This is a genomic window from Stieleria sp. JC731 (assembly GCF_020966635.1).
GTDB lineage: Bacteria > Planctomycetota > Planctomycetia > Pirellulales > Pirellulaceae > Stieleria.
The window spans coordinates 824,867-849,651 of record NZ_JAJKFQ010000011.1 but is presented as its reverse complement, the minus strand read 5'-3'; the positions used below and the strand labels follow the sequence as shown (position 1 = coordinate 849,651).

The following is a 24,785-nucleotide window of genomic DNA, read 5'->3' as shown; positions in this document are numbered from 1 at the left end:
AACCGATGCCGTCGTTCGCAGTGCGGCCGTCAATGGTGCATTCGCAACAGTTCGGCAATGGTTCGAGCCGCCTATCGGAAGGCGTAGGTCACGATCGCGGCAACGATCAGCGGCTCGCGGCGTCATTGCTCCACTCCACGTCGTAAGGGTTATGCCGAATGAATCGGCTACCCCGAGGAGATCTGCCTTCGAATTCGATGCGTTGCGGATTTGAAAACCGTCTGCAATGGGGGGACCTGGTCTTTAATCGATCAATTGCGGGCTTTGTTCGTCGTGTCAGCTGGGTTGCCGAGTCATTCAAACGTCATCGTCGATACAGAATCACAGCTCGTCGTCGGGTTGTACCGGTTGAATCTGATGTTTTGTCCGGTTGGGATCGACAAGTGAGGTGGCATGCAGATTCCGATGATTTCGAACGAGCCGCTATGGCTCAACTTGGTCGAACGGATTGACCAAGTCTGAAACAGGATCGGCCAACACCGAACCTGCAAGCAGCTTCGTAGGTGACGAGGAGCGTACCTGTGAGCCGACGGTCAAGGATGCCAAAGCGTCAACGCGCACGGACGATTATCAGCGCGGCGATTATCTGTCTTTCGCCGATTTCGATGTGTGGTTGCTACTTACCACAAATCGTTCAATCAACATTTCAGCCCTACCAAGATTTCGCGTATCGAAAATCGCTTCGCCGCCAGGCCTTGCGAAAAGCGAACGCGATCTGGGAGGCCAAGTATGCTTCACAGCACGCCAACGATCGTTGCTTAGAAGACTACCGCCGTGGGTTCCAAATGGGCTTTGTTGAAACCGCCCTGGGTAACGAAGGATGCGCACCTCCGATTCCTGAGCGTCGATTCGCTTCCTGCTATAGCGTGACCAACACCTATCCGGCGGCAGTGCCTTGGTTCAACGGGTACCGAATGGGACATACGTCCGCCGTTGCCCATGGTGTGGATCAATGGCGATTCGCACCAATTGATCCTCAACTGATCGCTGGCTGCAACCAAACCTGTGTCGAGAACGTTTCGTTTAGTGAACCGACCGTCATCGAAGAACAAATCATCGAAGACGAAACGCTCGATCTGACACCAATCACCGTTCAAAGTCCAAACATTGAAGACGTAGGCGACGTCCCAAATCAATGGCAGGCTCCTTCCGCACCGATTGACAAAGCGGAATCACGCTTGGATCCGAGTTGGCTTCGTGATTCACCTCTGGATTCCGAAGACGAGTAGCACACCGGTGCTCAAACTCCTTCAGCGTAAATGAACCCGACAGCCGCGAATGGATCGCTGCTATTCGAACCTACCGACAATCTTGACTAACTAAGCACGGATGCTGGGATCGTCATGTCAAAGTCTACAACACAACCGATTCGCTTCGCGAGCGCTCTCTTTGTCGCTCTACTCGCCCTAGCATCAACGGGATGCACTGCGGTGCTGGTGCCAATGACCGGCACGCCTGTCACACGTATCCCCAAAGAGCTTTTGGGAGTCCGACGCAGCGAGTTTGTATCTGTCCCAGTCGTCATGCTCGCCAGACCTCGTCCCGACGAATATGTTCTTGATGAGGGTGATATCCTTGCGGTTTATATTCGTGGCATCTTGCCCTACGAAGATCCGGGCAGCGTTCCCACACCTCCGCCGGTCAATTTCAACAACGGCGGCAGCAGCCTACCTCCATCGATCGGATTTCCTATTCCGGTTCAGGATAAAGGCATTGTGAACCTTCCTTTGCTTCCTCCGTTCTCTGTACGAGGGATGTCAGTTCAGGAAGTTCGCAAGAAGATTGTCCAAGCGTACTTGGACAAAGAAATCATCCGCGAATCGGATGAGTCTGCGGTCGTCTCCGTCATGCAGGAACGTCAGAACAATATCCTGGTGCTGCGTGCGAATGTCTCCGGCGGTGGATCCAGTAGCGGCGTCAGCGCTAGAAGCGACGAGTCTTCGAATGGCTATTCGATCGACTTGCCCTTTTACAAAAGCGATGTGCTGAACGCGTTGACTGCGACTGGCGGCCTTCCGGGTGTGAACGAAAAAAATGAAGTCACGATCTACCGCACTTCTCGAATGCCTTACGAACGTCGCAACGAGATCATTGCGGAATTGATGGCCACGCAAAAAGGCTGTGGCACTTGCATCACCGACTACTTTATTGATTCGAAAGCTTCACTGCCCTCCGACGGATGCTTCGCGTATTCCGACGAGTTGGTTGAAGACCAGTTCGTCACAAGAATCCCATTGCGGATGCCACCGGGACAAACGCCGAACATTAAACCATCAGATATCGAACTTGAAGACGGCGATATCCTGATGGTCGAATCACGCGAAACGGAATTCTATTACACGGGCGGTTTGCTTCGTGGAGGCCAATACTTACTACCTCGAGACTATGACCTCGACGTGCTTGGTGCTCTCGCGTTGGCGGGCAAAGGAATTGCATCATCGCAAAGCGGTGGCGGTGGCGGTGGCGGTGGCGGACTTGGCGGTCTTTCAGGCGGCCTAGGTGGTCCATCACCTTCGCTGCTGTACATCATTCGGAAATTGCCTTGCGGTCGAACGTACAACATCATGGTTGACCTCCAGCAAGCAATGAATGACTCCAGTCAAAACATTCTGGTCCAACCCGGAGATACTCTGATCCTTCGCTACAAACCTCATGAAGAGCTGGCGAACTTTGGGATCGGAACCTTCTTCACCTTTGGGATTCGCGAACTGATGCGAGACTAAGCAACTCACGTCATTCGCTTTCATTCTCGTGTCCCATATTCAGCCTGCCGAACATCGGAAGCTGAATATGGGACACCTTCTTTTCAAAAGCGTCGTTGATCGCGGTGAAGAGTTCTATCGGAACTTTCTAGCGACAGAATCCTGATGGATGAAACTTTCGAGAACGACGTCGTAGGCATCTTCCTACCGAAAGTTTGAGCACCAAGAAGTTTGGCAACTTCTTTTAAAAGTCTGTTTATGAAACCGCATCAGTGCGTTTTCAAAAGCAGTACACAAGTCATTTAATCTTGACGCCTGGATGATCGAGCAGATCTGACATTTCGATCGTCCGCAAGATGTCATTTTTGGTCGACTTTCGTGCTCCCACCGATGATCGCACAACTTCGCATGGCGATCTTCCAGTTCAGAGAAAGACGATTCGAATAGCAAAATTTTCGAGACGTTGATCCGCTGCCGCACCGCGAATTGCCCATTGAATTCTCGCTCAAGACGACCGCCCTTTGCCAGGATCGTCATTGTCGCCGTGATATTGAGCATGGCGTTTTTGTCCTATGCGCTTTTCAGCAATTCGACTTCGCTTAAACAGACAACACAGCAACTTGATGTTTCAGAGCAGCAACTGACAGAGGTCAAAGAACAACTGCAAAGCGTTGAAAGGCAACTTCGTGAGGCCAATCAACAACTGTCAGAAACTGACGACATTTCCCTGAACCACATCACGAAACTCTTTTCCAGCCAGGGGAATCTCTTCCAAATCCTGGCAAAACAATCGTCACCTCGCCCGGAATGGGCTTATCTGCTTCGCGAAATCCGACGTTCGCTTTTGCAATTCGTCGAGATTAAACGCAACCGTCAAGAACTGCCTTATCACTTCGCCAGAGCACATCTCTACCTGGGGCAGGTCGAATTGTTGCGTGGTGCGAATGATGCCGCGATGCGTTCCATACAGCTTTCCGTTCGCCTCGCGTCGGTTCTCGCTGATCCCAACTTGCACGCAACCGCTCTCAATTCACTCGGATGTGCACAGACAATCCTTGGTGACTACGAAGCAGCAAAAGTTGCGTTTGATTCGGCGATTGAGACCTACCCAAGCTCGCACGGTCCTACGACACCACTTGCGATTAGCTTGTGCAACCTAGGGCAAATCGAAAGAAAACTGAATCCGTCGTCTGACGCGGGAATGATGCATGTGCGTCGTGCGGTTGAACTCCTGCGTATCAATAGCAAAAGTCAGACTCTAGGAATCACTGCAGAAATGCTGCAGGACTTCCGGATGATTCTTGCGGAATTCGAATGGAAAAATGGCAACTTCGAAGAAGCGATCGCACTGATTGAGTCCACTCGGCAGAATCTGAACAGGCTTCTTTCTCAGCTTGACAACCAAGCCGTCAACAAACATGTCGTTGCGAGAAACCGATTCATTGCGGCGATCGAATACACCAAGCGGAATCAACATGAACTCGAATCGCTTGCAGTAGTAGACAAGCAAACATCGACTGAGACCGACGGTCGCGATCCGATCCACTATCACTCCGATCGTTGGCAATGGAGGCGATTGGTCGACAACACCACAGACATGGTTTCACCTGACCTATCGACTTCGGGAATGATGGTCGGCGAATTTGAACACCAGAACGGATTCGCGATCGGTTGGGGGATGTTTGACTGGACTCATCCGGCAGCAGTCTCGCTGGTGGGTCATCTTGCTGAACGATCGCAATTGGTTGTCGTCACGGACAACGCCTACTCGCTCGATGATGCCCGTTCAACCTTCCAACGAGCTGGTATCTCCACTGAATCGGTTCGATTTCAAATGAGCGACTGCGAATCACCTTGGTTCCGTGACGATGGACCGATCATTGCGAGAACCAAATCTGGAGATCCGCTCTGGTTTGATTCACGGCTCACACGCGATAAACGCGACGATCGCTTGGTTCTCGATGCTTTACCGCAAGAGATTCGACGCGACTGGCAAACACGTGTTGCTGACGTTCCGATTCATGTCGAAGGCGGCATGATCCTTTCTAACGGGCAAGGGTTGGTTGTCGCTTCGAAAGCCATCTTGGAAAACAATCTCGAATACGGATTCACTCAGCAAGCCATCACCGATCAGCTACGTCGGATGACCGGTGCGAAAGACATCGCGTTTGTTGACTGGATGATCGGCGAGAAGACAAAACATGTCGACATTTTCCTGACCTTTGTCGATGCAAGTACCGTTGTGGTCGGTCAGTACGATGACGCCTCCAATCCGAACGCTGGTTTACTCGACCAAATCGCGAAACAACTCAGTCACTTTTCTGTCGACGAAAAACCGCTTCATGTGGTTCGCATTCCGATGCCGTCGACCTCTGGTCAATGTTTCCCGACATACACCAATGTCGTGTTCGCCAACGGTCTATTGCTTGTTCCTTCCTATCCCGATTTAGCCAAGGAAGAGCAAGACCGAGCGGAGAGCATTTATCGTGCGCTGCTGCCGGACTGGGATGTCGCGTTTGTCGATAGCACACAACTTTGCCCCAATGGCGGTGCGCTACACTGCTTGGTTTCTAACCTCGGAAATGCAAAGTTTACGCCAATGCCAACAGTCAACAATTAACAGCCTGTCGATTCTCTATTGCCTCACATCATTCGGATAAGGCAGCGACCAATATTGCCCTACACTCCGTGTAGGCAGCATGCCTTCTCCCTTTCGCGAAGCATTAGAAAGCGACTCCACGAAAGCCCAACGCTGAAAACCAGCCGGCCGTTAGCCTGCCTCCGGCTTCGCGGACTGGGATTTCAGATCTGTCAATCGTTTTGCAATTTCGGACGCTCCGGGCTGCGACACCATACTGTGGTGGTGCCCGCTAACAGTTTCCACTTGGACATCCCTAGCCCAACGCCCCCAGCCTCGATCCTTTCGTGCATCCGTTTCGGCCGGCGATTCAGAAGGCCGAAATAGCAGCAAGGGTACGTCGACCGGCTCCAACAAAGTCTGCTGACAGATTTGTACGTGATGGGCGAACAGTCGCTGCAAATCCTCGATGATTTTCTGTACGACAGCTTCAGGCTCAGATTCATCGAGCACTCCAAGACGCTTCGCATGATCGTAGAGATACGGCAGTTGCTCTTCAGGTGCCAACGCAGCAAGGTCGTCCAGTGAGAGTTCGAGCCCGTACTCCTTTCCGGCCGGCGGGCCATCCGGATCGCAACGTTCCGGTACCGTACTGTCAAGCAACACGATTTGATTCACCCGTATCCCATCGGCGATCAATTGTCGAGCAACTTCATAAGCCATCACGCCACCGAGCGACCAACCGCCAACGGTAACGCCTTCCCGTGCGACATGATTCTCGCCACAGAAGTGAACAATTTCTTGAGCATAATCCGAGGCGAGACACTGAATGGTTTCGGGAAGAGGCTCTTCGCCGAATAAGCCTCGAGATCGAATTGCATAGAGCGGCTGTTCTGAATCAAGCTCTTTGGCCAGCTCGCGATAGCACAACACGATACCGCCGGGAGGATGGATCATAAAAATCGGCGGCCGACTTCCACCGGACTTCATCGGAACGACAAGAGAATCCGACGCGTTATCAGAATCGCCACGCAGTGCAGCTTCGACCGAGTGACTATCAAACCGATCTCGAATGACATCTGGATACAATCGAGACAGCTGTGTCGCAATCGACCGGACGTCTGACTGCTCAAACAACAGTGAGCTTGAAACGTTGATCGATAGGTCGCGACTGAGTCGACTTGCTAACATCGCCGCATCAAGTGACGCACCTCCGGATTCGAAAAAGTTTTGATCCAGTCCAATCGTCGAACATGGCAATGACTCGCAGAATGCCTCCACAAGAAAACGCTCTAGTGCCGTTTCCGGAAGCGTGCTTTCTTGGTCATCAAGGTCGGACTCTTCGTAGACCAATTGGTTTCGCAGGACCTTTCCACTTGTTCCGACCGGCAGACGTTCGATCTGCACGAATGCGGATGGACGCTTGTAGGCTGGTAACCCCGCATGTACGGCGTCTTTAACTGTTTGCAGATCCGCCGAAGGATCAAGTTCGACAAACGCGACCAGCTTCTTCACGCGGCCATTATTGTCGTCCACGATCAGTGCGGAACGATTGACACCGGGAAGCGCATCAATGAAACGCTCGACCTCTTCAATCTCGATACGGTAGCCAGATATTTTAACTTGGTTGTCTAACCGTCCGAGGAATTCGATCGAACCGTCAGGCAGCTTCCTTCCCCGATCCCCAGTCAGATAAAACCGTGTTTCGTGGCCGGTTGCGTCATTAATTTTCGACAACCGAACAAAAGCTTGTTCGGTCAAGCTCGGTCGATTGAGATAACCCGACGCAAGTCCGTTTCCAGAGATCGCGATTTGGCCAATCGCCCCTGTGGGCAAAACAGCACAACCTTCATCGACAATATCAACACCAACACCGTCAATCGGTCGCCCGATCGGAATGGGGCGTCGACGATCCACCGCACGATCAATAGAAACTGCCGTCGCCTCAACCGCCGCTTCGGTCGGACCATAGAAGTTCCACAACTCTCCCGCAAAGTGACGGCGAATCTTGCCGAGCACGTCATGTGTCAGCGTCTCCCCTCCGCACCAAATTTGTCGAAGGGAAACGAGTTCCGAAGCACGGGAATGGTCCGCGACTGCAGCTTGCAGACTGGGAACAGCCGGGAGAACACTGACTTGTTGGCGAATAGAAAAGTCCATTAGCCGATCTAGGTCGATTGGCCCCTCACCAGGAAGAAACTCCAACGTTGCCCCCTGATGAATCGACGACAAGACGATTCCCATTGCTGCATCAAATTGGTGTGAAAGCAACACCAACACTCGGTCTTCATTTTGCAGACAAACATCTTTTTGACGCCAACGAAGTGTGTTGCAAATGGCCGAATGCGCGACAACAACGCCTTTCGGTTTTCCGGTCGAACCTGACGTATAGATCACGTAGGCGGCTTGGCCTGGCACGACCTCGGGTAGTTCAAATTGACCCTCAAGGTCTGCAGCGGATTTTCCCAAGTCCGTTGGATCGATTCGCCGCAAGTCGGCTGCATCCGCCCATGAAGATTCGGAGTTTGCGATCACAAAACGAATTGACGCATCATCACAAAGCACACTCGCTTGAACAGCAGGTTGCGCATCATCCAAGGGCACTGGGACCGCTCCGGAATACATCAAACCGATGATCGCAACCCAAGCATCTTCGCCTCGCGGTAGAACGACTGGAACGACCTCGTCGGGCCGTACACCGATCCGAACCAATTCGGCACCAAATCGTTTTGCCCGATCGATGATCGGATGATCGCTTTCACTAAGCAGCTCACACACGGTTTGTTGAGATCCGCTTTCACATGGAATGGTGGGCCTGTGCTTGGAACCAAGTGCCAAACCTTTCACTGCAACGGTTGGGCGTTCGAGTAATTCAACAGCCAACGTTTCAAGCGTCGATGCCATCGACGCAATCGTTGCAGGGTCAAAGAGGTCCGCTGCGTAGCAGATCATCCCCTGTAGATGGTCCTGATCAAATTCGAAAACGAACTCCAAATCATACAAACACGTTGGAAAATCAATTGGAAAGGCTTCCTGTCGCAACCCGGCGAACATCCCGGATCGGGCATCGCCCCCAATCAAAAATCCAGCACGTCCCTGTTCGCTTTTCACATGCGACTTTTCAAACGTGCAAGAGACTTGAAACAGCGGATGATGACTATTGTCTCGCGATTTCGCGACATGCCGAACGATTTCCGAAAACGGCAGACGTTCATGTGCAAGAGCATCGATCAACGACCTGCCGACAGACTTGGCCAACGACTCGAATGTCGGGTTGTCTCCCAAGTCAGCGGGAATCGGCAGCATGTTGACGAAAAAACCGATGGTAGATTCGAATTGCCGATTGAACCTTCCCGAAAACGGCATCCCGATCGCAAACTGATCCTGCCCGGAGAACTTCGCGACAAGCACCTGCACCAAGGAGAGCACGATTGAGTTTTCGGTCACACCGAACTGTCGCGCAAGCTGATGCACTCGTCCGGTCAAATGCTTTGAGAACTTAACCGGAACGACGCCCGCACGATGACTGGCCTCCGGTGGCCGTTCGAAGTCGATCGGCAGACGCAGCAACGGACTCGACTCCGACAACGCAGATTCCCAGTAGGCGAGGCTTTCTTGCGCTGCCGATGTTTTCATCCAATCGGACTGCTGCCGAACAAATTCATGGTAGTTGCTCTGAACCGGCGCGAGGTCCGGCGTCTTTCCACGTGCAATCGACGAGTAGTGTGATGCGGCGTCGGAAAGCATCACGACTAGAGACCAAAAGTCGACAATGATGTGATGTGTGACAGCTAGAACGACGACATCATCGTCGCTAATCCGGTAGCATCTTATCCGCAGGAGCGGCCCAGTTGTTAAATCAAATGGGCTTTGGCATTCACCAAGCATCAACTGCTTCAATTCGCTTTCGCCAGCATGCGGTGTTTCAATGATTCGAAAGTCTGCGATCTGTTGCTCAAGAATACGCTGAACTGGCAGCCCACTTTCGTCTTCATCAAAAACCGTCCGAAACGCGTCGTGACGATTCACCATTGCTTCGATCGATTGACGAAGCAAACCCAAGTCGATTTTCGAACGAAAACGTGACGGAAAGAAAACGTTTGATTCAGTCGAACTAGGATTGCGTCGGAAAGCGAACCACAGCCCTTGTTGCCCGATCGATTGCGGGAACTGTTTTGGCGCTGCCGCCAAGGCAGCCCGCGCGGCTTTCTCTTTTAGCAAACGCTCCAGCAATTCACGCTTTTCAGATCCCGATAGTTCATCGAGTCGTTCAACCACCGCCGAGCCCACCTTCGGATTCGCTAAGCATCTTCGCCAAAAGTTCGTCAACCGATTCGTCACTCATCGACGGTAGCTGATCGAGCAATTCCTGTGTTGTCGTTTCCGACGAAGGTACTTCATCGACGCCACCATTGAACGCAGTTAGCGCTTTTAGCGCCAGGTCATTCAAACCTTCGGCCCGCATCAAATCGGCAATCGGCATATCAATTTGCAGCCGACTTTCGATCCAATTTCGCATTTCCACCGCCATTAGCGAATCCAGACCCAAGTTCAATAGCGGCCGGTCCCAGGGCAATTCTTCGGCTGCGATCCCCAATAAGATCGCCGCCTTGTTGCCAATTACCGCTTCGATCAGGCTTTGTCGGTCACCTGGATCAGCTTCACGAATCTCATCGATGGTTGCCAGACGGTTAAGGTTTTTGAGGCCATCGGCTTTGCCTTGCAATAGATGTGAAAATCGAAGCGAAACGTCGCCGGTCAAACCGAGGCCACGCCACTTTGTCCAATCCATTCGCAAGACGCTTTGATCCGTCACATCTTCTGCCAGGGCATGTTGCAAACAAGACATCGCCTCATCTGCAGAGAAAGTCATCACCCCCTGTCGTTCCAAGCGTTGACTGAGTTCGTCGCGCGCCGCAAGATAGCCAACTTCGCCGACGTGCCCCCAATTGATTGCGACACCGTGCATCCCAATAAACCGCCGGTGGTGTGCCAGCGAATCTAGAAATGCATTTGCGGCTGAGTAGTTCGCTTGCCCTGCATGGCCGAACACACTTGAAAGCGACGAAAACAAAACGAAGTAGTCAAGTTCGTATTCGCTTGCGATCTCGTGCAGGTTCCAACCACCTTGAACCTTGGGACGTAAAACACGTTCCAGAGTTGGTCGATCTAAGTCTGCCAACAGTCGGTCTTCCAAAACCATCGCGGTATGAAAAACACCAGCGAGTGGTGGCATTTGGCTGCTGATTTCTTGAGCGACCAACCGCAATGCTTTCGCGTCTGACAGGTCGACGGGCTTGTGCGTGACTTTCACGCCATATTTCGATTCGATCTCAGCGACTTGTCGTCGTACATCTGGGTTCAACGATTGACTGCGACCGCCAAGCACCAGATGTTTCGCACCATTCTCGGCTAGCCACTGTGCGACTCGTAGCCCAAATCCGCCCATCCCACCGGCGATCCAATAGGTGCGATCCGATTTGAAAGACACCGTATTGCCCGGTTTAGCAAAGACACGTGATGGCTCCGCTTGGTAATCGATGACAACCTTCCCGATATGCTTCGCTTGCTGCATGAACCGGAACGCTTGGTCGGTCTCGTCCGCTTCGAACACTTTTATGGGCAACGGCTGCAGTTCGCCGCTTTCGAAGCGATCTACCAAGCTCCGCAACATCGCTCCCAGTCGTTTCGGTTGATGCCGGATCAACTGATCCAGATCGATCGCCAGGAACGACAGGTTGTTGCGAAGTGGAAGCATTCCGAGCGGCGCATCGGAATAAATGTCTCGTTTGCCGATCTCTAGGAATCGTCCGCCGATCGACAGGACCGACAAGCCCTGACGAATCGCTTCTCCCGGCAAGGAATTCAAGATGACGTCGACGCCGTCGCCACGCGTCTTTTCCTGAATCTGTCGGGCAAATTGAAGCGAACGCGAATCCATCACCATCTCGGCACCTTGTTTGAGCACATGGTCCCGTTTCTCATCCGTACCGGCGGTCGCAAAAATCCTTGCCCCACACAAATTTGCCAATTGCATGCCCGCCAAGCCGACCCCACCGCTAGCGGAATGAATCAAAACCTTTTCGCCGGCCCTGATTCGGGCAAGATCATTCAGTGCGTACTCGGCGGTCAAAAACGCGATCGGCAATGCAGCAGCCTCGGCGTGGGATAGCCGAGTCGGCTTGGCTGCAACCAGATCTTGCTTCACTTGGACATGGGTCGCGAACGAACCGGGAGCGACAGCGATCACTTCATCGCCGACCTTAAAATCGCCGACCTCCGATCCGATGCGAATGACGCGTCCACTGCATTCGGCGCCCAGGATAGGCGGTCCGTCCGGTAGCCCCGGATACAGATCGAGTGCCTTCATCACGTCACTGAAATTTAATCCCGCCGCGGCGACTTCGATTTCAAGTTCGTCAGCCGCCAGATCAACTTGCTTATCAGATCGATAGTGCAATTGATCGATCGATGCAGAATCGCCACGTTGTAATTTGCTGCGCTGACGAGCGAGACTTTCCGGTCGTAACGGAAGCTTGCCAGCAGGTTCGAAACGTCGCACCCACCGAATCGAGTCACGGTACATCACTTCGTCTTCGCGGTCGGTTCGACAAATCAGTTCATCAACTAAATCTTCTCGGTAGCGTTTCGAAGATAGATCTAGATCGACCAGACGCGTTGTCAGTCGCGAGACCTCGCTGGCGATCACACGCGTCATACCAATCAAAGGCCCTGCCGCGACAACGATCGAGTCTGTGTTTTGATCGGTTGGCTGAGCTCCGTTGGTGATGACGGTCAATCGAGCCCCTGAGCTTTGTTCCCCACCATCGAGTGCTTGCTGCCAAGCGGCGGAAAGGTGCAGTGGAGCCAACGAGGTTAGTACCGTGGACTTTTCCAGCACGTTGGAATCAAGTTCGGCGTTCTCAGGGACATCAACGCCCCAAAAGTAAACCACATCGGTCACGTCTTCACCGACATCGGCCAGCAGCCGGTCAAAGTGATTTCGATCTTCGGGGTCGATGATGAATGCGTCGTCACCCAGCCTTTTGAAGGCCGTACCGTGCTGCACCGTAATGACTCGATCATCTGCTGGTAACTGATCGACGATCTGACTTGCCAACCCACTTAGGTCAGAAAACAGCAGCCACTTGCGTCCGACCAAGTAGTTTTCTGAGTCGCCTTTCTCGGCCGGCTTCCAGCAATATCGATACAACAATTCGCTTGTCGAATCACCGTGCTCTGTCCCCGAAACGCGGACACTTTCAAAACCATGGACACTGGCGATCCGACGTCCCGCAGCGTTGTAGATCGCGAGGTCTGCCACCATTCGGTATTGATTTTTGCTTCGAATACGAGCAACCGCGACCAAGTCAGATTCGATTCGTGAAAAGACATCAACTGAAGCAATCTTGCTGGGCAGATACAGTCCGCCTGACGGGTCGTCAAAGGCGGGGTCGGCAATGACCATCGCGTGAAAACAGCAGTCAAGCAGCGAAGCCTCGACCGAAAAGACATCGTTTTGATCGCCGGGTTCTCGTTCGCGAGGCAACTTAATTTTCGCGATCGCGTGTCGGTCTTCTCGGGTCGCGTCGACCACGCCGCGAAATGCGTGATCGTATTTCAAACCCAGGTTTTCACAGTGATTGTAAAGGTGTTCGGCGGAAATCGTCTCGGGCAACGACTGACGCAACAAGTCCGCCGACTGCGGCCGCTCTTTCGTTTCGATCAACGAGACGCACAAGTCCGCCGTCGCGATGACATGCCATTCGTGTTGTTCAACATCGCTTCGAGAGATCGTGATCCGCCGACGGTCAGGATCATACTGTGTCTGTAATCGCTGCGGCTGATCGCTCGACAACAGACACGCACCTTCCATCTGAAAGTTCGCGATGGTGCATAGCAGATCTGGGTGAACTTGTTGCCCGACAGCCACACAAAGACGCAACAGGGCGGCGGCTGGAAGCACACACGACTGACCAACCTTGTGATCGGCGAGGATCGTTTGATGTTCAAAGTCGATTCGCAACTGCCATGTCGGAAGCCGATCATCGCAGCGGTTTCCGAGAACGGCGTCCCAATGGTCTCCTGTTCGCATCGAACGCGATTCCACAGACTCCAACCACAATCGTCGAGGCACCATCGCTAGCGAAGGCAGCTTTGTCGTATGGAATGGACGACTGGATTCGCCGGCGAGGCTGCCAGGGAAGAGGCTAGCAGGGAACCCGGCTTTAAAGAGCTCTCCTTTGGACTTGGCAAATTGTTTTAAGTCGTCTTCTTTTCGATTAAGCGATGGGACGGTCACGCAAGTCGCATTGTGTGCTGCGTAACATTCGTCGATCGCGTAGGCGAGGACCGGGTGCGGCCCAAGCTCGATGGCAAACTGAATGCCCGCGTCGACCATTGTCTCCATCGCGTCAGCAAAATAGACGGGCTGGCGAACGTTGTCCCACCAGTAATTCGCATCAAGTTTGCTGCCTTGGATCAGCCGTCCGGTAACGGTGCTGATCATAGGACAGCGATTTTCAACCGGCTTAATTGCAGCAAGTGACTGTAACAGTTCATCTCGAACAGGGTCGACAAGCGGACTGTGAAAGGCATATTCGACCTTCAGTTGACGGCAGAACACATTGCTTTGATCAAGCTGCGACGCCAATTCTTCGACCGCAAGTTTGCATCCCGAAAGCGTCAACGATGTCGGACCGTTGATTGCCGCGATTGAAATCTGATCCTCTTTTCCCAACAGATACGGCTGCACTTCTTTTTCGCTTAGTCCGACCGCAATCATTGCCCCGCGACTGGTCGCAAGATCCATCGTTCGGCCACGGTGGACGGCCACCGTGGCCGCATCGGCAAACGATAAAGCCCCTGATAAATACGCGGCCGCGATTTCACCAACACTGTGTCCGACAACAAGATCAGGTCTCACACCGGCGTCTTCCCAGACCGCTGCGAGTGCGATCTGAATCGCATACAGCGCAGGTTGGGCGATCGAAGTTTGCTGCATCCGAGATTGATCTTCTGAACGCAACAATTCCGTGCGGAGTGACCAATCAACATGCTTTGCGAATTCTCGGTCGCACTGATCGATGACATCGGAAAATGGTTTGCAAATCTGCAGCATCTGCCGACCCATCGCCCACCACTGCGGCCCTTGACCGCTGCAGACGAAGGCAACCTTGGGCACCGCAGAATGATTCAGCGATCGGTTGACCTCGACGACTGCACCGTCGGGATCAGTTTCAATCTGTCGCAATTGTGCGATCAGACCATCACGATCTTGAGCCACCGCGGCAGCTCGAAACGCATGATGCGTTCGTCGGTTCCATGCAGTTGAGACGACTGATTCAAGAGATGCATCACCCGTTGCAAGATAGCTTGCCCAACGACCTGCAGTCTCAGTCAGCGCGCCGGTGCTGTGTCCGGATATCGGCAAACAGTGGTAGTCACTCGCTGTCGAACTATTAACGCTGGCAACCGCAGGGACTTCGCCATTTTGAACAACTTCGATTGAAGTCGGTTCGCTAAGAATCAAATGGGCGTTCGCGCCGCCATAGCCGAAGCCGTTGATACCGGCAGCTTTTATACCTTCATATTGCCATTGCTGCGTCTGCTTTGGGACCGTCAGCCCCAGCCCATCAAAGTCGATCGCGGGGTTGGGTGTCGCGAAGTTCAAATGGGCAGGAATCGTTTGTTGCTTGATCGCCAATGCGACCTTGATCACGCTGGCAATTCCGGCTCCGGCTTCCAAGTGACCGATGTTCGTTTTAACGCTGCCAATCGTGCAAGGCGTCCCGCTGGAGTCACCATAGCAACTGCCGATTGCAAAGGCTTCGATCGGATCCCCGACGGAAGTCCCAGTTCCGTGGGCTTCGACATAGCTGACGTCCGCCGCATCGATACCGGCGCGTTGCATGGTCTTGCGGATCAGCGAGGCTTGAGCTTCGCCGCTGGGAACGGTCAGGCCTTCGGTACGCCCATCTTGATTGGTGGCCGAGCCACGAATCACGGCATAGATCTGATCACCGTCTTTGACCGCATCCTCAAGCCGCTTTAGCAATACCATTCCGGCTCCTTCGCTACGCACATAGCCATTGGCCGATGCGTCGAAGGTTTTACAACGCCCATCAGGTGACAAGACACCCAATTGGCTGAAGGCGACATAAAAGTCTGGCAACAATAGCGCGTTGACGCCCCCGGCGAATGCCAGTTCATTTTCGGAGTCTTGCAAGCTTTCGCAGGCGAGGTGAACGGCAATCAAGGATGACGAACATGCCGTGTCGATCGCAAGACTTTCGCCGCGCAAATCAAAGCAGTAAGAGATTCGGTTCGCGGCGATACTGCTGCTGCCGCCTGTATTGCTATACGGGCCGATCACGGCGCGATCTTGTGCGCTCAGCGCGGCGACCGAATAATCGATGCTGCTGATCCCGACGTGAACTGAGACATTGCGACCAGCCAGTTTGGTTATCGGAACGCCAGCATCTTCGGCAGCCCGATAAGCTGTTTCCAACAACATCCGTTGCTGCGGATCCATTGCCGAGGCTTCGCGTGGTGAAATTCGAAACAGTTCCGGATCGAAACGGTCGATGTCCCGGACGTAGCCCCCCCAACGGCTCTGGGTCTTCCCGGGCCGGGCGCGTCCTCCGCAATAAAACTTTTCAAGTGACCAGCGATCCGCGGGCGTCATGCTGATCGCTTCTCGACCACCGCTTAACAAGTCCCAATATTGTTCCGGGCTATCACATCCACCGGGAAAACGGCAGCCAAGTCCAATAATTGCAATAGGTTGATAGACGTCGCCCACTTCGATCGTTGACCTTTCAAAAGATGCAAAACTTAGCGTCGTCCATTCCGCTGTTGGTGATTCAATAGGTGTAGCTGGCTGGCAAGCTAGCGCAGTTTAACCAATCGCTAAATCCTCGCAGATTGTGGAGGTATCGATTCGGCACCATTTCGCCGTTCAGAAGGACTGGCCAAAAGTTTTCGAAAACGCCTAGTCCGCTGCACCAAGCGCCAAGGTTGGCGAAACCGATGCGGCTCGGAAAGCAGGAAAAATCGCGCCAGCCAAACCGATCGCGACCGCTAACAGCACGCCTTCGAGGATCGTGCTCGGGCCAATCGCGGGTGCTAAGACTCCGCTTGCCGCAGGATGACGGCTCAGCCCAGCACAGGTGATGTAGGCGAGCCCGCAACCGACTGCTGACGCCACCAATGCCAGCACACAGGATTCGGCCAAGATCATCCGAATGATGCGAAAGCGAGTCCATCCTACCGCTCGCAGCACGCCGATTTCTCGTGTTCGCTCCAACACACTGGTCATCATCGTATTGAGCGTCCCGATAGCCCCGATCGCCAATGCGATCACCGAAGTCATCCATGCCATTGCCGATGCAAGTTTCATCCGAGTATCGCTTCCGACAAACTCCTCGGTTGGCAATGCGTTCAGACGATCATCAAGATTCTCGATCGCGGCGACGACATCGCTCGCTTGGCTTGACGATAACTTTGGATCCAAAACGACATTGATGTAGGTGACTTGGCCGCTTCGATCGGTCAACGCTTGTAGCTGCTTTAGTGGAATGATCATCGAACCGTTTTCCCAAACGCTCTGACTCTTGAAGATGCCAGCGACAACATATGGCTCTTCAAAGATCATCGCCGTGTCACCGGCGGACAAGCCGACTCGGCTGGCCAAGTTGGATCCCAACGAAAGTCGTTTGGTCGTCGCATCATTGATCTCGACGGATTCCACCCACTGATAGTCTTCGCGCAACCAGCTGCCTGATTCGATCCCCATCGTTGGAATGCCGAACACCTGCTGGTCTTCCAGAGAGAGCGTTTCCAACAAAACTCCCGCGGATCGATCAACACCGTCCAGATCAGCGATGCGTCCAATGAACTCTTCAGCAACGCTGCTGCTCAGTCGATCTGCCGTGCCCTGACGTGAAACAACGACATCGACCGAATGCGATCGATAGATGTCCGCAAACGACTGTGTGAACCCCGCAGCGATTCCTCGCAATGCAACAACGGAAGCGACGGCAACCGAAAGTGCAATCAGTGTCAGCAGAGTTCGAGCGAACCGGCGTGACAAATTTCGAAACACAAGCGTGTGAAAATGCATTTTTTCTGGCATTGTCAGCGGATTGGTCTTGCCACACCAGGTTGGGAAGGATGACAAGCGACCATTCAGTCATTAGGTAACCGCAGTTTGTCCGATTCAGCCTTCCTTGTCGATTCTCTTTCGATACCTAACCCAATGCCGTCACCAATCCAGTCACATGAATCACGCCGTGAATGGATTTGCTCCAGGTTTGCACGACAGGGCACAGACCGAGCGGGTAAAGCGGGAACGAGCTATTTAATCGTTGCGGTCATCCTGCTGCACTGCTGCTGTGGTTGCGTTGTCCGAGATCGTGTTTTAAAGCACGACGGCAAAGTGAGCATGTCCGGAAACATCGCCGGCGACATGCGTCTTGCCGGGAAAATGGGTGTCGATGGCAGCCTTCGGACCGAGATTTCGATGGCGGGCGACAAACGGGATAGTGCGCTTCGCGCGATCGAAGTCTCCGGTAAGAAAAACTCTAAATCCAAAGTCGCCATCCTGGATGTCGATGGCGTCCTCGTCGACCGCTCCCCGGGTGCCTTCATCGGGGCTAGCGAAAATCCCGTCGCATTGTTCCGCGAGAAATGCGATGCGGTCATCGCTGACAAAACGGTTCACGCGATGGTGCTGCGAATCAATTCACCTGGTGGAGGTGTCACGGCGACGGACATGATGGCGCGAGAAATTCATCGCGTACGCGAATCCCGATCCATTCCGATCGTCGCTTGTCTGATGGATGTCGGTGCTGGCGGAGCGTACTTTTTGGCAACGCAGTGTGACTACATCGTATGCCACCCAACAAGTTTGGTCGGCGGTGTCGGCGTGATCCTGAATGTCTACAACTTGGAAGACACGATGGGGCAATTCAACATCCTGTCGACACCGATCAAGAGTGGCCAGAAAATCGACGCCGGTACGCCTGAACGACCGATCGCGATCGAAGAAGAAACAATGCTTCGTGACATCGCACAATCGTTTCACCAACGGTTTATCGATCGCATACAAAGCCGACGACCGACCATGGCGAACAACCAAGAACAATGGACCGACGGCAGTGTCTTTGCGGGAAGCCAATGCGTCGACGTCGGCTTGGTTGATGAAGTCGGCTACATTGATGAAGCGATCATGCATGTATGCCAACTCGCCAACATCGACGCGAATGCGCCAGTCGTGCTGTATCGTCGTCGCCAGGATCATGCCTACACGGTGTTGGACAGTATGTCAGATGGCGCAGTCATGCCAACCTTGTTCCCAATCAAAGTTCCGGGACTCGATCGAAGTTCGATGCCAACATTCTTGTACATGTGGCAATCGGATCCTTCATTGGCATCTTCGCTGTAGCGAGAGGTGCCTTCCCACACCACATCGGATCGATTTGAATCGATGAGCGAATCGCGTCAGCCGCTGGGGCTATTTGACGACCTCCCCAATGCTAAGTGGATCGTTTTTAAAGCGGTGCTATTCGTGGTGCTTGGCGGATTGTCGGGTGTTCTGCTGATTACTCGATTGAGCGAGTGGCGGGATGTCTTGATTCTTGCAACCTGTATATGGAGCTGTTGCCGAGCGTACTACTTTGCGTTTTATGTGATCGAGCACTGGATCGACTCCGATTTTAAATATTCGGGACTGGGTTCAATGTTGGTTTACATCTGGCGTCAACGGCGACAACGATAAGTCGTCACAACGCCCACCTGATTGGTCAGCATCGAAACATCCACCGGAGCTGATTCGATTCTGAACGCATCCTGTGGTGCTGTCGGCCCACCCCAAATTTGGTGAAAATTTTGAAATATGTGTTCGCATCCTGGTGGTTGATAAAGTTTTGGTACGCGTGATGTTGTAGAGTTCGCTGAGGCCCACCGAAGATGGTCACGAGTTCACTCCTAAGTAAGTACCTCGGTGGTGGGAACCCCCATCTCATTGGTGTGACAAGATCATTGATCGCGTCCACCCCACCTGCCTCGACGACGAGGCTGTTGAACAAGCCCATTTCGAAATCTGCCAAAATGTGAAGAACGTTGCTCGAAGCCCAGCGGTGTGTAGAAACCCCGGCCTCGATGTTTTTCTGACTTAACAACTGGTCTCGCACCACGATTCGTCGAGCTTGCTCGCTACCTACCTGATAATCTCCAACAAGTTTGCACTGAAGTGATATCCAACCCAACTGTTGACGACATTTGCCGAAAAGTTGAATCCTCTGTCCTCCGCGTGGCGTCGATATCAGACCTCAAGTGCACCAATGACGAAGGAAAATACGTGCTTCATGGACGTGCCCCTTCACGTGAAGATGCCCAACTTGCAGGCGTGGCAGCTCGGTTGGTCCCTGGCGTTGTCACAATTTCGCTGGAAATAAAAGTCAGCCGCTAACAGGCTGCGAACCAATCATTTGCGATTGCTCTCTACTAACGTGCGCACGGCTTCATCGCCGTCTCAGTCCGTACCAATCGCAAAGCAGAGCGTTCTTCAATAGGGCTTAGGTACGACGCACGCACTGCATCAACACATACACAGCTTCAACGCATACACTGCGTGATGTCATGAAGCAGCAGACACGTGACGCAATCACGCCTGGCGAGCAATCGATCATTTTTCAATGGCTTCGTGAGTTCAACCAAGCGGAAAACGGCGATTGGTGGACCGCGACTGAAAGAGAAGAAAATCAAGCGCGTCCACTTTTTGTCACGGTCTACTCAAACGATCAAGAGCTCGTCGGCGGTTTGATCGGATCAACCTCTCTAAAGTGGTTACGCATCGAAATCATGGCGGTCAAAGAATGCTCGCGTCGGCGAGGCATTGGGCGACTGCTATTAGGTGCCGCTGAAAAAGAAGCCCATCGTCGAGGATGCGAATACTCCTTCGTCGACACGATGGAATTTCAAAGCCCAAACTTCTACACCCGGTGTGGCTATCAAATCGCAGGGCGAATTCCCGACTGGGACTCTTTTAACCACACCAAGTTCTTTTTGACCAAGACGCTGAACGATTCAAGCGCAAGCGGCGAGCTTGCCTAATTTCGATCAGGGCGCCGCGACTTTTTCCAGAATTGAAGATCGAACACCGCTTAGTTCTGCAGGACAACTTGCCGGATATCACAGACAGCATTTTTGGCGAGGGATTTACAGCTCACTGTCAGTGTGTATTTGCCTGGCGCCAGTTTGATATGCCCAATCGACCTCGGTACGAAATTCTGAAAGTGCCCCGTATCTTGGATCTTTAACGGGAATGATTGGCTGGAGGTATCCGATAGCGATGTCACGGTAAATTCGACGTCGCTACCACCTTGCCCCTTTCCACATCCTTGGTGAACGATAACGTCAAAGTCCGATAGCTTCCCGACTTCGAAATGCCAAGTCGCGGTGTCCGACGGAACGGTCCAATACCCGATCGTGTTCTTATGTGGCTGCGGCTCGAAACGAAGTTTGTCGCCTTTGGTTTCAGCATGATGGGCGGGCAGAATCAGTTTCCCTTCGGCAGTTGGCTTCACCATCAACGGCTGATCACAAAGCCGAATCGCTTCGACCAACTCGACCTCAATCGTCGCTGGAAGTGACAGGTCTTCGGGAACGAAGATGCGCCAATGATCGATTTCAGGTACGAATTTCAGCTCACCTTCATAGCCTTCCGCTTTGACCGTTTTGAGGCGATTGTTCAAACGAGGAATCGAAACAAATCCGTTCTCGGGAGACTCTTTGACATATAGCGAGACTTTGCTGCCGGCGGCATCAACATGTCCCCAGGCGGTTGCGTTTTTCCATTCTTGTTTGCATTCTGCAGTTGCTGTTGTCATTCCGCATGCAAGGAAAAGCAGCAGCAACACTGTCGATGTCAACTTCATCATGGTTTCCGATAGGCTTGTTGTTTGGTTCGTCTGCGACTCGCTATTGGTTCTCTATTAAGAACGAAGATTCAATTCCGAGTCGGCCGCACGTCTTCAAGGATCTTTTCGAGCTGTCGCATGCTCCGCGAAAGCAAAACACGAATCGCGACGTCGGTCTTGCCCAACTTTTCGGCGATCTTTTTCGTTGGAAGCCCCTCAGCGTACCGCATCTGAATCGCTTGCTGCTGTTCTTCGCTTAGTGTCCCGACCGCTTCTTGCATTCGCATCATTCGAACGTCGCGACTGTAGACAGCACTGGGACTAGTCATGCTTGCCGACAACAACTGTTCCAGACCACCCGACGAATCTCCGGATGAGCTATTTCCGCTTGGCGCATTGAGTGACTGTTGCCGGTTGGCATCTCTCCGCTGCGCATCGAAGTGAAATCGATGGGCATCAACAACACGTCGGCGTGCCAGCTGCTGCAGCCAATCCATCGGGGAATATTGGTCAAGCGGCGCGGTGGAAAGGCTGGTCAACGCAGTCGCGGCAATGTCTTGGACCAAATCATCGACCTCGACCATCGCCAACAGGTGTTCGCCGGTAATTGAACGAACAAAGCCACACAGCTGAGCATGGTTTTCTTGCATGTAGGCGGCCAAAGCTGCCTCATCTTTGTTTTTGACCCGATCGATCAATTCACAATCCGAACCGTCAGACATTGTAGAATTTCCAGATGAATCGTGGAGAATGGTTGACGACCGCTGCGTCCGCCGGAAAACGCCCCCCATACGGAACCACCGCTTTCTCGTTCGTCCGCGTGAAGCGATCAAATGTCTGCGGTTCGCACAGCCTAATCCTTATCGCACGAACAACGCAAGGAAACGGACTGGAAAAGCGAGGGTGCACAAAAGTCCGGCAAAGCTTTGGTGGCCGCGGTCAATTCACGCCGATAGGGGTGATTAAGTCGAGGCGAAGGAAATTACGCGTTCATGGCCAATCCCAATAACGATGAAAATCTTCATAGGCAATCGCCGGGGGCCAGTCCTGCGCCGGACGAAACGACGCAGCAGCCGCTGCAAAAATTGTTAGCGGAGACGACAAAGCAACCGAGCCCCTACGAAATCGAACGGATTGGCGAGGTTGAAAACGCAGATCAAGGTACACTTCATCCGAATGAGCTGCTGTCAAATCACTCCTCGAACTCTTCAGATTCAAATAGCCATTCGCAGAACGTCATCGATTCGAATGTGGACCTTCAGCGGGATAGCCATCAGGATGCCTGCGATCACCTCGACGAGCTTCTAGAATCCTGTTTGGAAGCCTACCTCGACGCGTCTTTCGAAGCGTCGCCGGCACGCTTGCGAAGCTTTCTGCCAACCACTGATTTGCAAACCCAGCGATTTTTGCTGACCGAATTAATCAAGCTGGATATGGCCAGTGCGGCAGAAGCCATCTCTGCCGAAACTGCGACGGCTGATGGTAAACAGGAACCGACGGTTCAACGTTTGCCGAAGATCCAAGACTACCTTCCGCACTACGAAGACCTGCTGCCTTCGACCAGCGTTCCTCTTGATTTAGTCATGGAAGAAATCCAGCTTCATAAGGAAGCCGGCCGGACTCCTAACGCGGACCAATTGCAAAAACAGTTTCCGCAGCATCATGACATGATTGCCGAACTGCTCGGCGGTCAGCTGAGTGCGAAACCGGAAGCAACGATGGCCGCGGCTAGTCGGAAAAAGCCACCGGAGTTTGCGATCGGACAGACTGTTGACGACTTTGTGATCTTGCAAACTTTAGGTAGCGGGGCGTTCGCACATGTCTATCTCGCTCGCCAAGATTCGATGAGTCGACTTGTGGCTTTGAAAGTGTCGCAAGGGACGGGCGACGAACCGCAGGCACTCGCACAGTTTGACCATCCAAACATTGTCCGAGTTTACGACCAAAGGACACTGACGAAACCGTCATCACACCTGCTCTATATGCAGTTCCATCCGGGCGGGACCCTTGCTGATATCGTCCAACAAGTCAAACACACCCCTCGGCATGAGCGTCGTGGGGAGATGATTTTGAACTGTGTCGACCGTGCTTTGTTGCGAACCGCCCAGGCGGTCCCCGAGCAATCGATGCTGCGAGAAAAGCTTCGCAACCTTTCGTGGCCGATGGCGGTCGCTTGGATCGGCATCCACCTTTGCCGTGCATTGCATAACGCGCATGGTAGGGGAGTGCTGCACCGCGATGTAAAACCTGCCAACGTTCTGCTGTCGGCCGAAGGCATTCCCAAGCTCGCCGATTTCAACGTCAGCTTCGCCGGAAGCGCAGGACGTGCCGGAGCGGCGAGCAGTTTCGGCGGTTCGATCGGATACATGGCACCGGAACACCTGCGGGCGATCTCGGCAACCGCTGTCACGGTCCCGGAGGAAGTCGGCCCTCGAGCCGACCTGTATTCGCTTGCGATTTTGCTGTGGGAATTGTGGCAAGGCCGACGTCCCTTTGATTGTTCTGGGAATCCGCAGTCATGGATCGATGCGGTTGATCAACAGCTTCAAGCTCGACAAAGCCTTGATTCGCCAGGTGCGGAAAACGAAGACGTTGTCAGTCGGCTCCTGGAACAGATCCTTCGCGACGCATTGCACTTTGATTCCGACAAACGCATCGGCACTGGAAAAGAATTTGAAGCCCGTCTAAAACTCGCGCTCAATCCGGAAGCGGCTCGTATCTTTGACCCTGATCCGAACAGCCGCATCGCATGGCTTGGCCGTCGATCACCTTGGCTGATGACCTCGCTGATCATCCTAGTTCCCAATGCGCTCGCTGGGATCTATGGGTACTACTACAACTTCAAAGACACACTGGGAACTTTATTCGAAGAGGTCGACGGATTGCGATCGACGTTCGAAACGCTTTCCTTCTGCATCAACTCCATCGCATTTCCATTGGCTGCGTTCTTGGTCGTCTACTTTACCCAGCAAGTGTCACGAGGCTTGGAACGTGTGAACCACGGAAAGGAAGCGACCGAAGATGATTTGAATGCCACGTTCCAGTTGGGGCAGCGAGCGGCTGTGATCGGAGGCTTGCTGTGGTGCCTGGCCGCGATCCTGTATCCGCTGATCCTGTGGCTGATTTATCCGGAGATATCGCAACGCGAATTCAGTCACTTCTTTATGTCGCACGTCATCTGTGGTGGTGTCGCTGCGATCTATCCTTACTTTGGAATTTGCACCTATGCGGTGTCCGTGCTTTACCCAAGGCTGGTTCGAAAAACGTTGCGTGACACACGATTCGATGAACGGCTGACCCAAACGGTGGCACGCTGCGAAGCCCATCTTTATCTCGCTTGCCTCGTGCCGCTTCTAGGAGTGACACTGCTGGTGGTCAGTCAGGCCGACGCGCGAGACGTGATGCTGGTCTCATTAATCGCGACCGGGCTAGGACTGTTCGCGTCGTTCAAAGCGTACAAATTTGTACTGCGGAAACTTCAAACGATGAGCCTGGTAATGTCAAATCGCGACGACGCATCCAGCTTGGTATGAAAACGCCAAGGCTGTCGACGTTCGACTTCGGGCCCTTGAACTGGAAGCG

At 53.2% G+C, this 24,785-nt stretch carries 13 protein-coding genes; 8 read left to right on the top strand and 5 right to left on the bottom strand.

Features of this window, described 5'->3' with window-relative positions; genetic code table 11:
- Positions 1 to 539: 539 nt before the first annotated feature.
- From LOC67_RS19990 to LOC67_RS19980, 3 genes are all read left to right on the top strand, one after another.
- Entirely contained in the window at positions 540 to 1,229 is a 690-nt protein-coding gene (locus LOC67_RS19990; protein WP_230264537.1) for a hypothetical protein, read from the top strand.
- A 114-nt stretch (positions 1,230 to 1,343) separates the two neighbouring features.
- Positions 1,344 to 2,723 (top strand): polysaccharide biosynthesis/export family protein, encoded by a 1,380-nt coding sequence (locus tag LOC67_RS19985; RefSeq protein ID WP_230264536.1) that lies wholly within the window; start codon positions 1,344 to 1,346, stop codon positions 2,721 to 2,723.
- Positions 2,724 to 3,258: 535 nt separating this feature from the next.
- Complete coding sequence (locus LOC67_RS19980; RefSeq protein WP_230264534.1) at positions 3,259 to 5,322, top strand: agmatine deiminase family protein; 2,064 nt, start codon at positions 3,259 to 3,261, stop codon at positions 5,320 to 5,322.
- A gap of 150 nt (positions 5,323 to 5,472) precedes the next feature.
- On the opposite strand, the gene LOC67_RS19975 is transcribed toward LOC67_RS19980, so the two are convergent.
- From LOC67_RS19975 to LOC67_RS19965, 3 genes are all read right to left on the bottom strand, one after another.
- The gene (locus LOC67_RS19975) at positions 5,473 to 9,558 is read right to left on the bottom strand and encodes a non-ribosomal peptide synthetase (protein ID WP_230264532.1); all 4,086 of its coding nucleotides are present in this window, start codon (positions 9,556 to 9,558) and stop codon (positions 5,473 to 5,475) included.
- Positions 9,551 to 16,084 (bottom strand): type I polyketide synthase, encoded by a 6,534-nt coding sequence (locus LOC67_RS19970; protein WP_230264530.1) that lies wholly within the window; start codon positions 16,082 to 16,084, stop codon positions 9,551 to 9,553. The genes LOC67_RS19975 and LOC67_RS19970 overlap by 8 nt, the downstream gene beginning before the upstream one ends.
- 189 nt (positions 16,085 to 16,273) lie before the next feature.
- Positions 16,274 to 17,461, bottom strand: coding sequence for an ABC transporter permease (locus tag LOC67_RS19965; protein WP_230264528.1), 1,188 nt, complete (start codon positions 17,459 to 17,461; stop codon positions 16,274 to 16,276).
- Between the two features lie 78 nt (positions 17,462 to 17,539).
- Between LOC67_RS19965 and LOC67_RS19960 the strand changes: the two genes are divergently transcribed.
- The 4 genes from LOC67_RS19960 to LOC67_RS19950 all read left to right on the top strand — a co-directional run bounded on the left by LOC67_RS19960 (position 17,540) and on the right by LOC67_RS19950 (position 20,397).
- A complete protein-coding gene (locus tag LOC67_RS19960; protein WP_230264526.1) occupies positions 17,540 to 18,727 on the top strand; it encodes a S49 family peptidase in 1,188 nt (395 codons plus the stop codon).
- Between the two features lie 42 nt (positions 18,728 to 18,769).
- Positions 18,770 to 19,060, top strand: coding sequence for a hypothetical protein (locus tag LOC67_RS19955; protein ID WP_230264524.1), 291 nt, complete (start codon positions 18,770 to 18,772; stop codon positions 19,058 to 19,060).
- Between the two features lie 474 nt (positions 19,061 to 19,534).
- Positions 19,535 to 19,753 carry a BON domain-containing protein gene (locus LOC67_RS27775; RefSeq protein WP_410001162.1) on the top strand — a complete coding sequence of 73 codons (219 nt, stop codon included), beginning with the start codon at positions 19,535 to 19,537 and terminating at the stop codon, positions 19,751 to 19,753.
- A gap of 170 nt (positions 19,754 to 19,923) precedes the next feature.
- Positions 19,924 to 20,397 (top strand): GNAT family N-acetyltransferase, encoded by a 474-nt coding sequence (locus LOC67_RS19950; protein WP_230264522.1) that lies wholly within the window; start codon positions 19,924 to 19,926, stop codon positions 20,395 to 20,397.
- A gap of 50 nt (positions 20,398 to 20,447) precedes the next feature.
- On the opposite strand, the gene LOC67_RS19945 is transcribed toward LOC67_RS19950, so the two are convergent.
- Positions 20,448 to 21,224, bottom strand: coding sequence for a hypothetical protein (locus LOC67_RS19945; protein ID WP_230264520.1), 777 nt, complete (start codon positions 21,222 to 21,224; stop codon positions 20,448 to 20,450).
- A gap of 68 nt (positions 21,225 to 21,292) precedes the next feature.
- Positions 21,293 to 21,925, bottom strand: a complete 633-nt coding sequence (locus LOC67_RS19940; protein WP_230264518.1) for an RNA polymerase sigma factor — start codon at positions 21,923 to 21,925, stop codon at positions 21,293 to 21,295.
- Positions 21,926 to 22,195: 270 nt separating this feature from the next.
- Here LOC67_RS19940 and LOC67_RS19935 point away from each other — a divergent pair, with 270 nt between their 5' ends.
- Positions 22,196 to 24,736 (top strand): serine/threonine protein kinase, encoded by a 2,541-nt coding sequence (locus LOC67_RS19935; RefSeq protein ID WP_230264517.1) that lies wholly within the window; start codon positions 22,196 to 22,198, stop codon positions 24,734 to 24,736.
- Positions 24,737 to 24,785: the final 49 nt, after the last annotated feature.

Coding starts and splice junctions, on each gene's coding strand:
- LOC67_RS19990 (WP_230264537.1), top strand. CDS start 540: ATGCCAAAGCGTCAACGCGCACGGACGATTATCAGCGCGGCGATTATC.
- LOC67_RS19985 (WP_230264536.1), top strand. CDS start 1,344: ATGTCAAAGTCTACAACACAACCGATTCGCTTCGCGAGCGCTCTCTTT.
- LOC67_RS19980 (WP_230264534.1), top strand. CDS start 3,259: ATGGCGTTTTTGTCCTATGCGCTTTTCAGCAATTCGACTTCGCTTAAA.
- LOC67_RS19960 (WP_230264526.1), top strand. CDS start 17,540: ATGCCGTCACCAATCCAGTCACATGAATCACGCCGTGAATGGATTTGC.
- LOC67_RS19955 (WP_230264524.1), top strand. CDS start 18,770: ATGAGCGAATCGCGTCAGCCGCTGGGGCTATTTGACGACCTCCCCAAT.
- LOC67_RS19950 (WP_230264522.1), top strand. CDS start 19,924: ATGAAGCAGCAGACACGTGACGCAATCACGCCTGGCGAGCAATCGATC.
- LOC67_RS19945 (WP_230264520.1), bottom strand. CDS start 21,224: ATGATGAAGTTGACATCGACAGTGTTGCTGCTGCTTTTCCTTGCATGC.
- LOC67_RS19940 (WP_230264518.1), bottom strand. CDS start 21,925: ATGTCTGACGGTTCGGATTGTGAATTGATCGATCGGGTCAAAAACAAA.
- LOC67_RS19935 (WP_230264517.1), top strand. CDS start 22,196: ATGGCCAATCCCAATAACGATGAAAATCTTCATAGGCAATCGCCGGGG.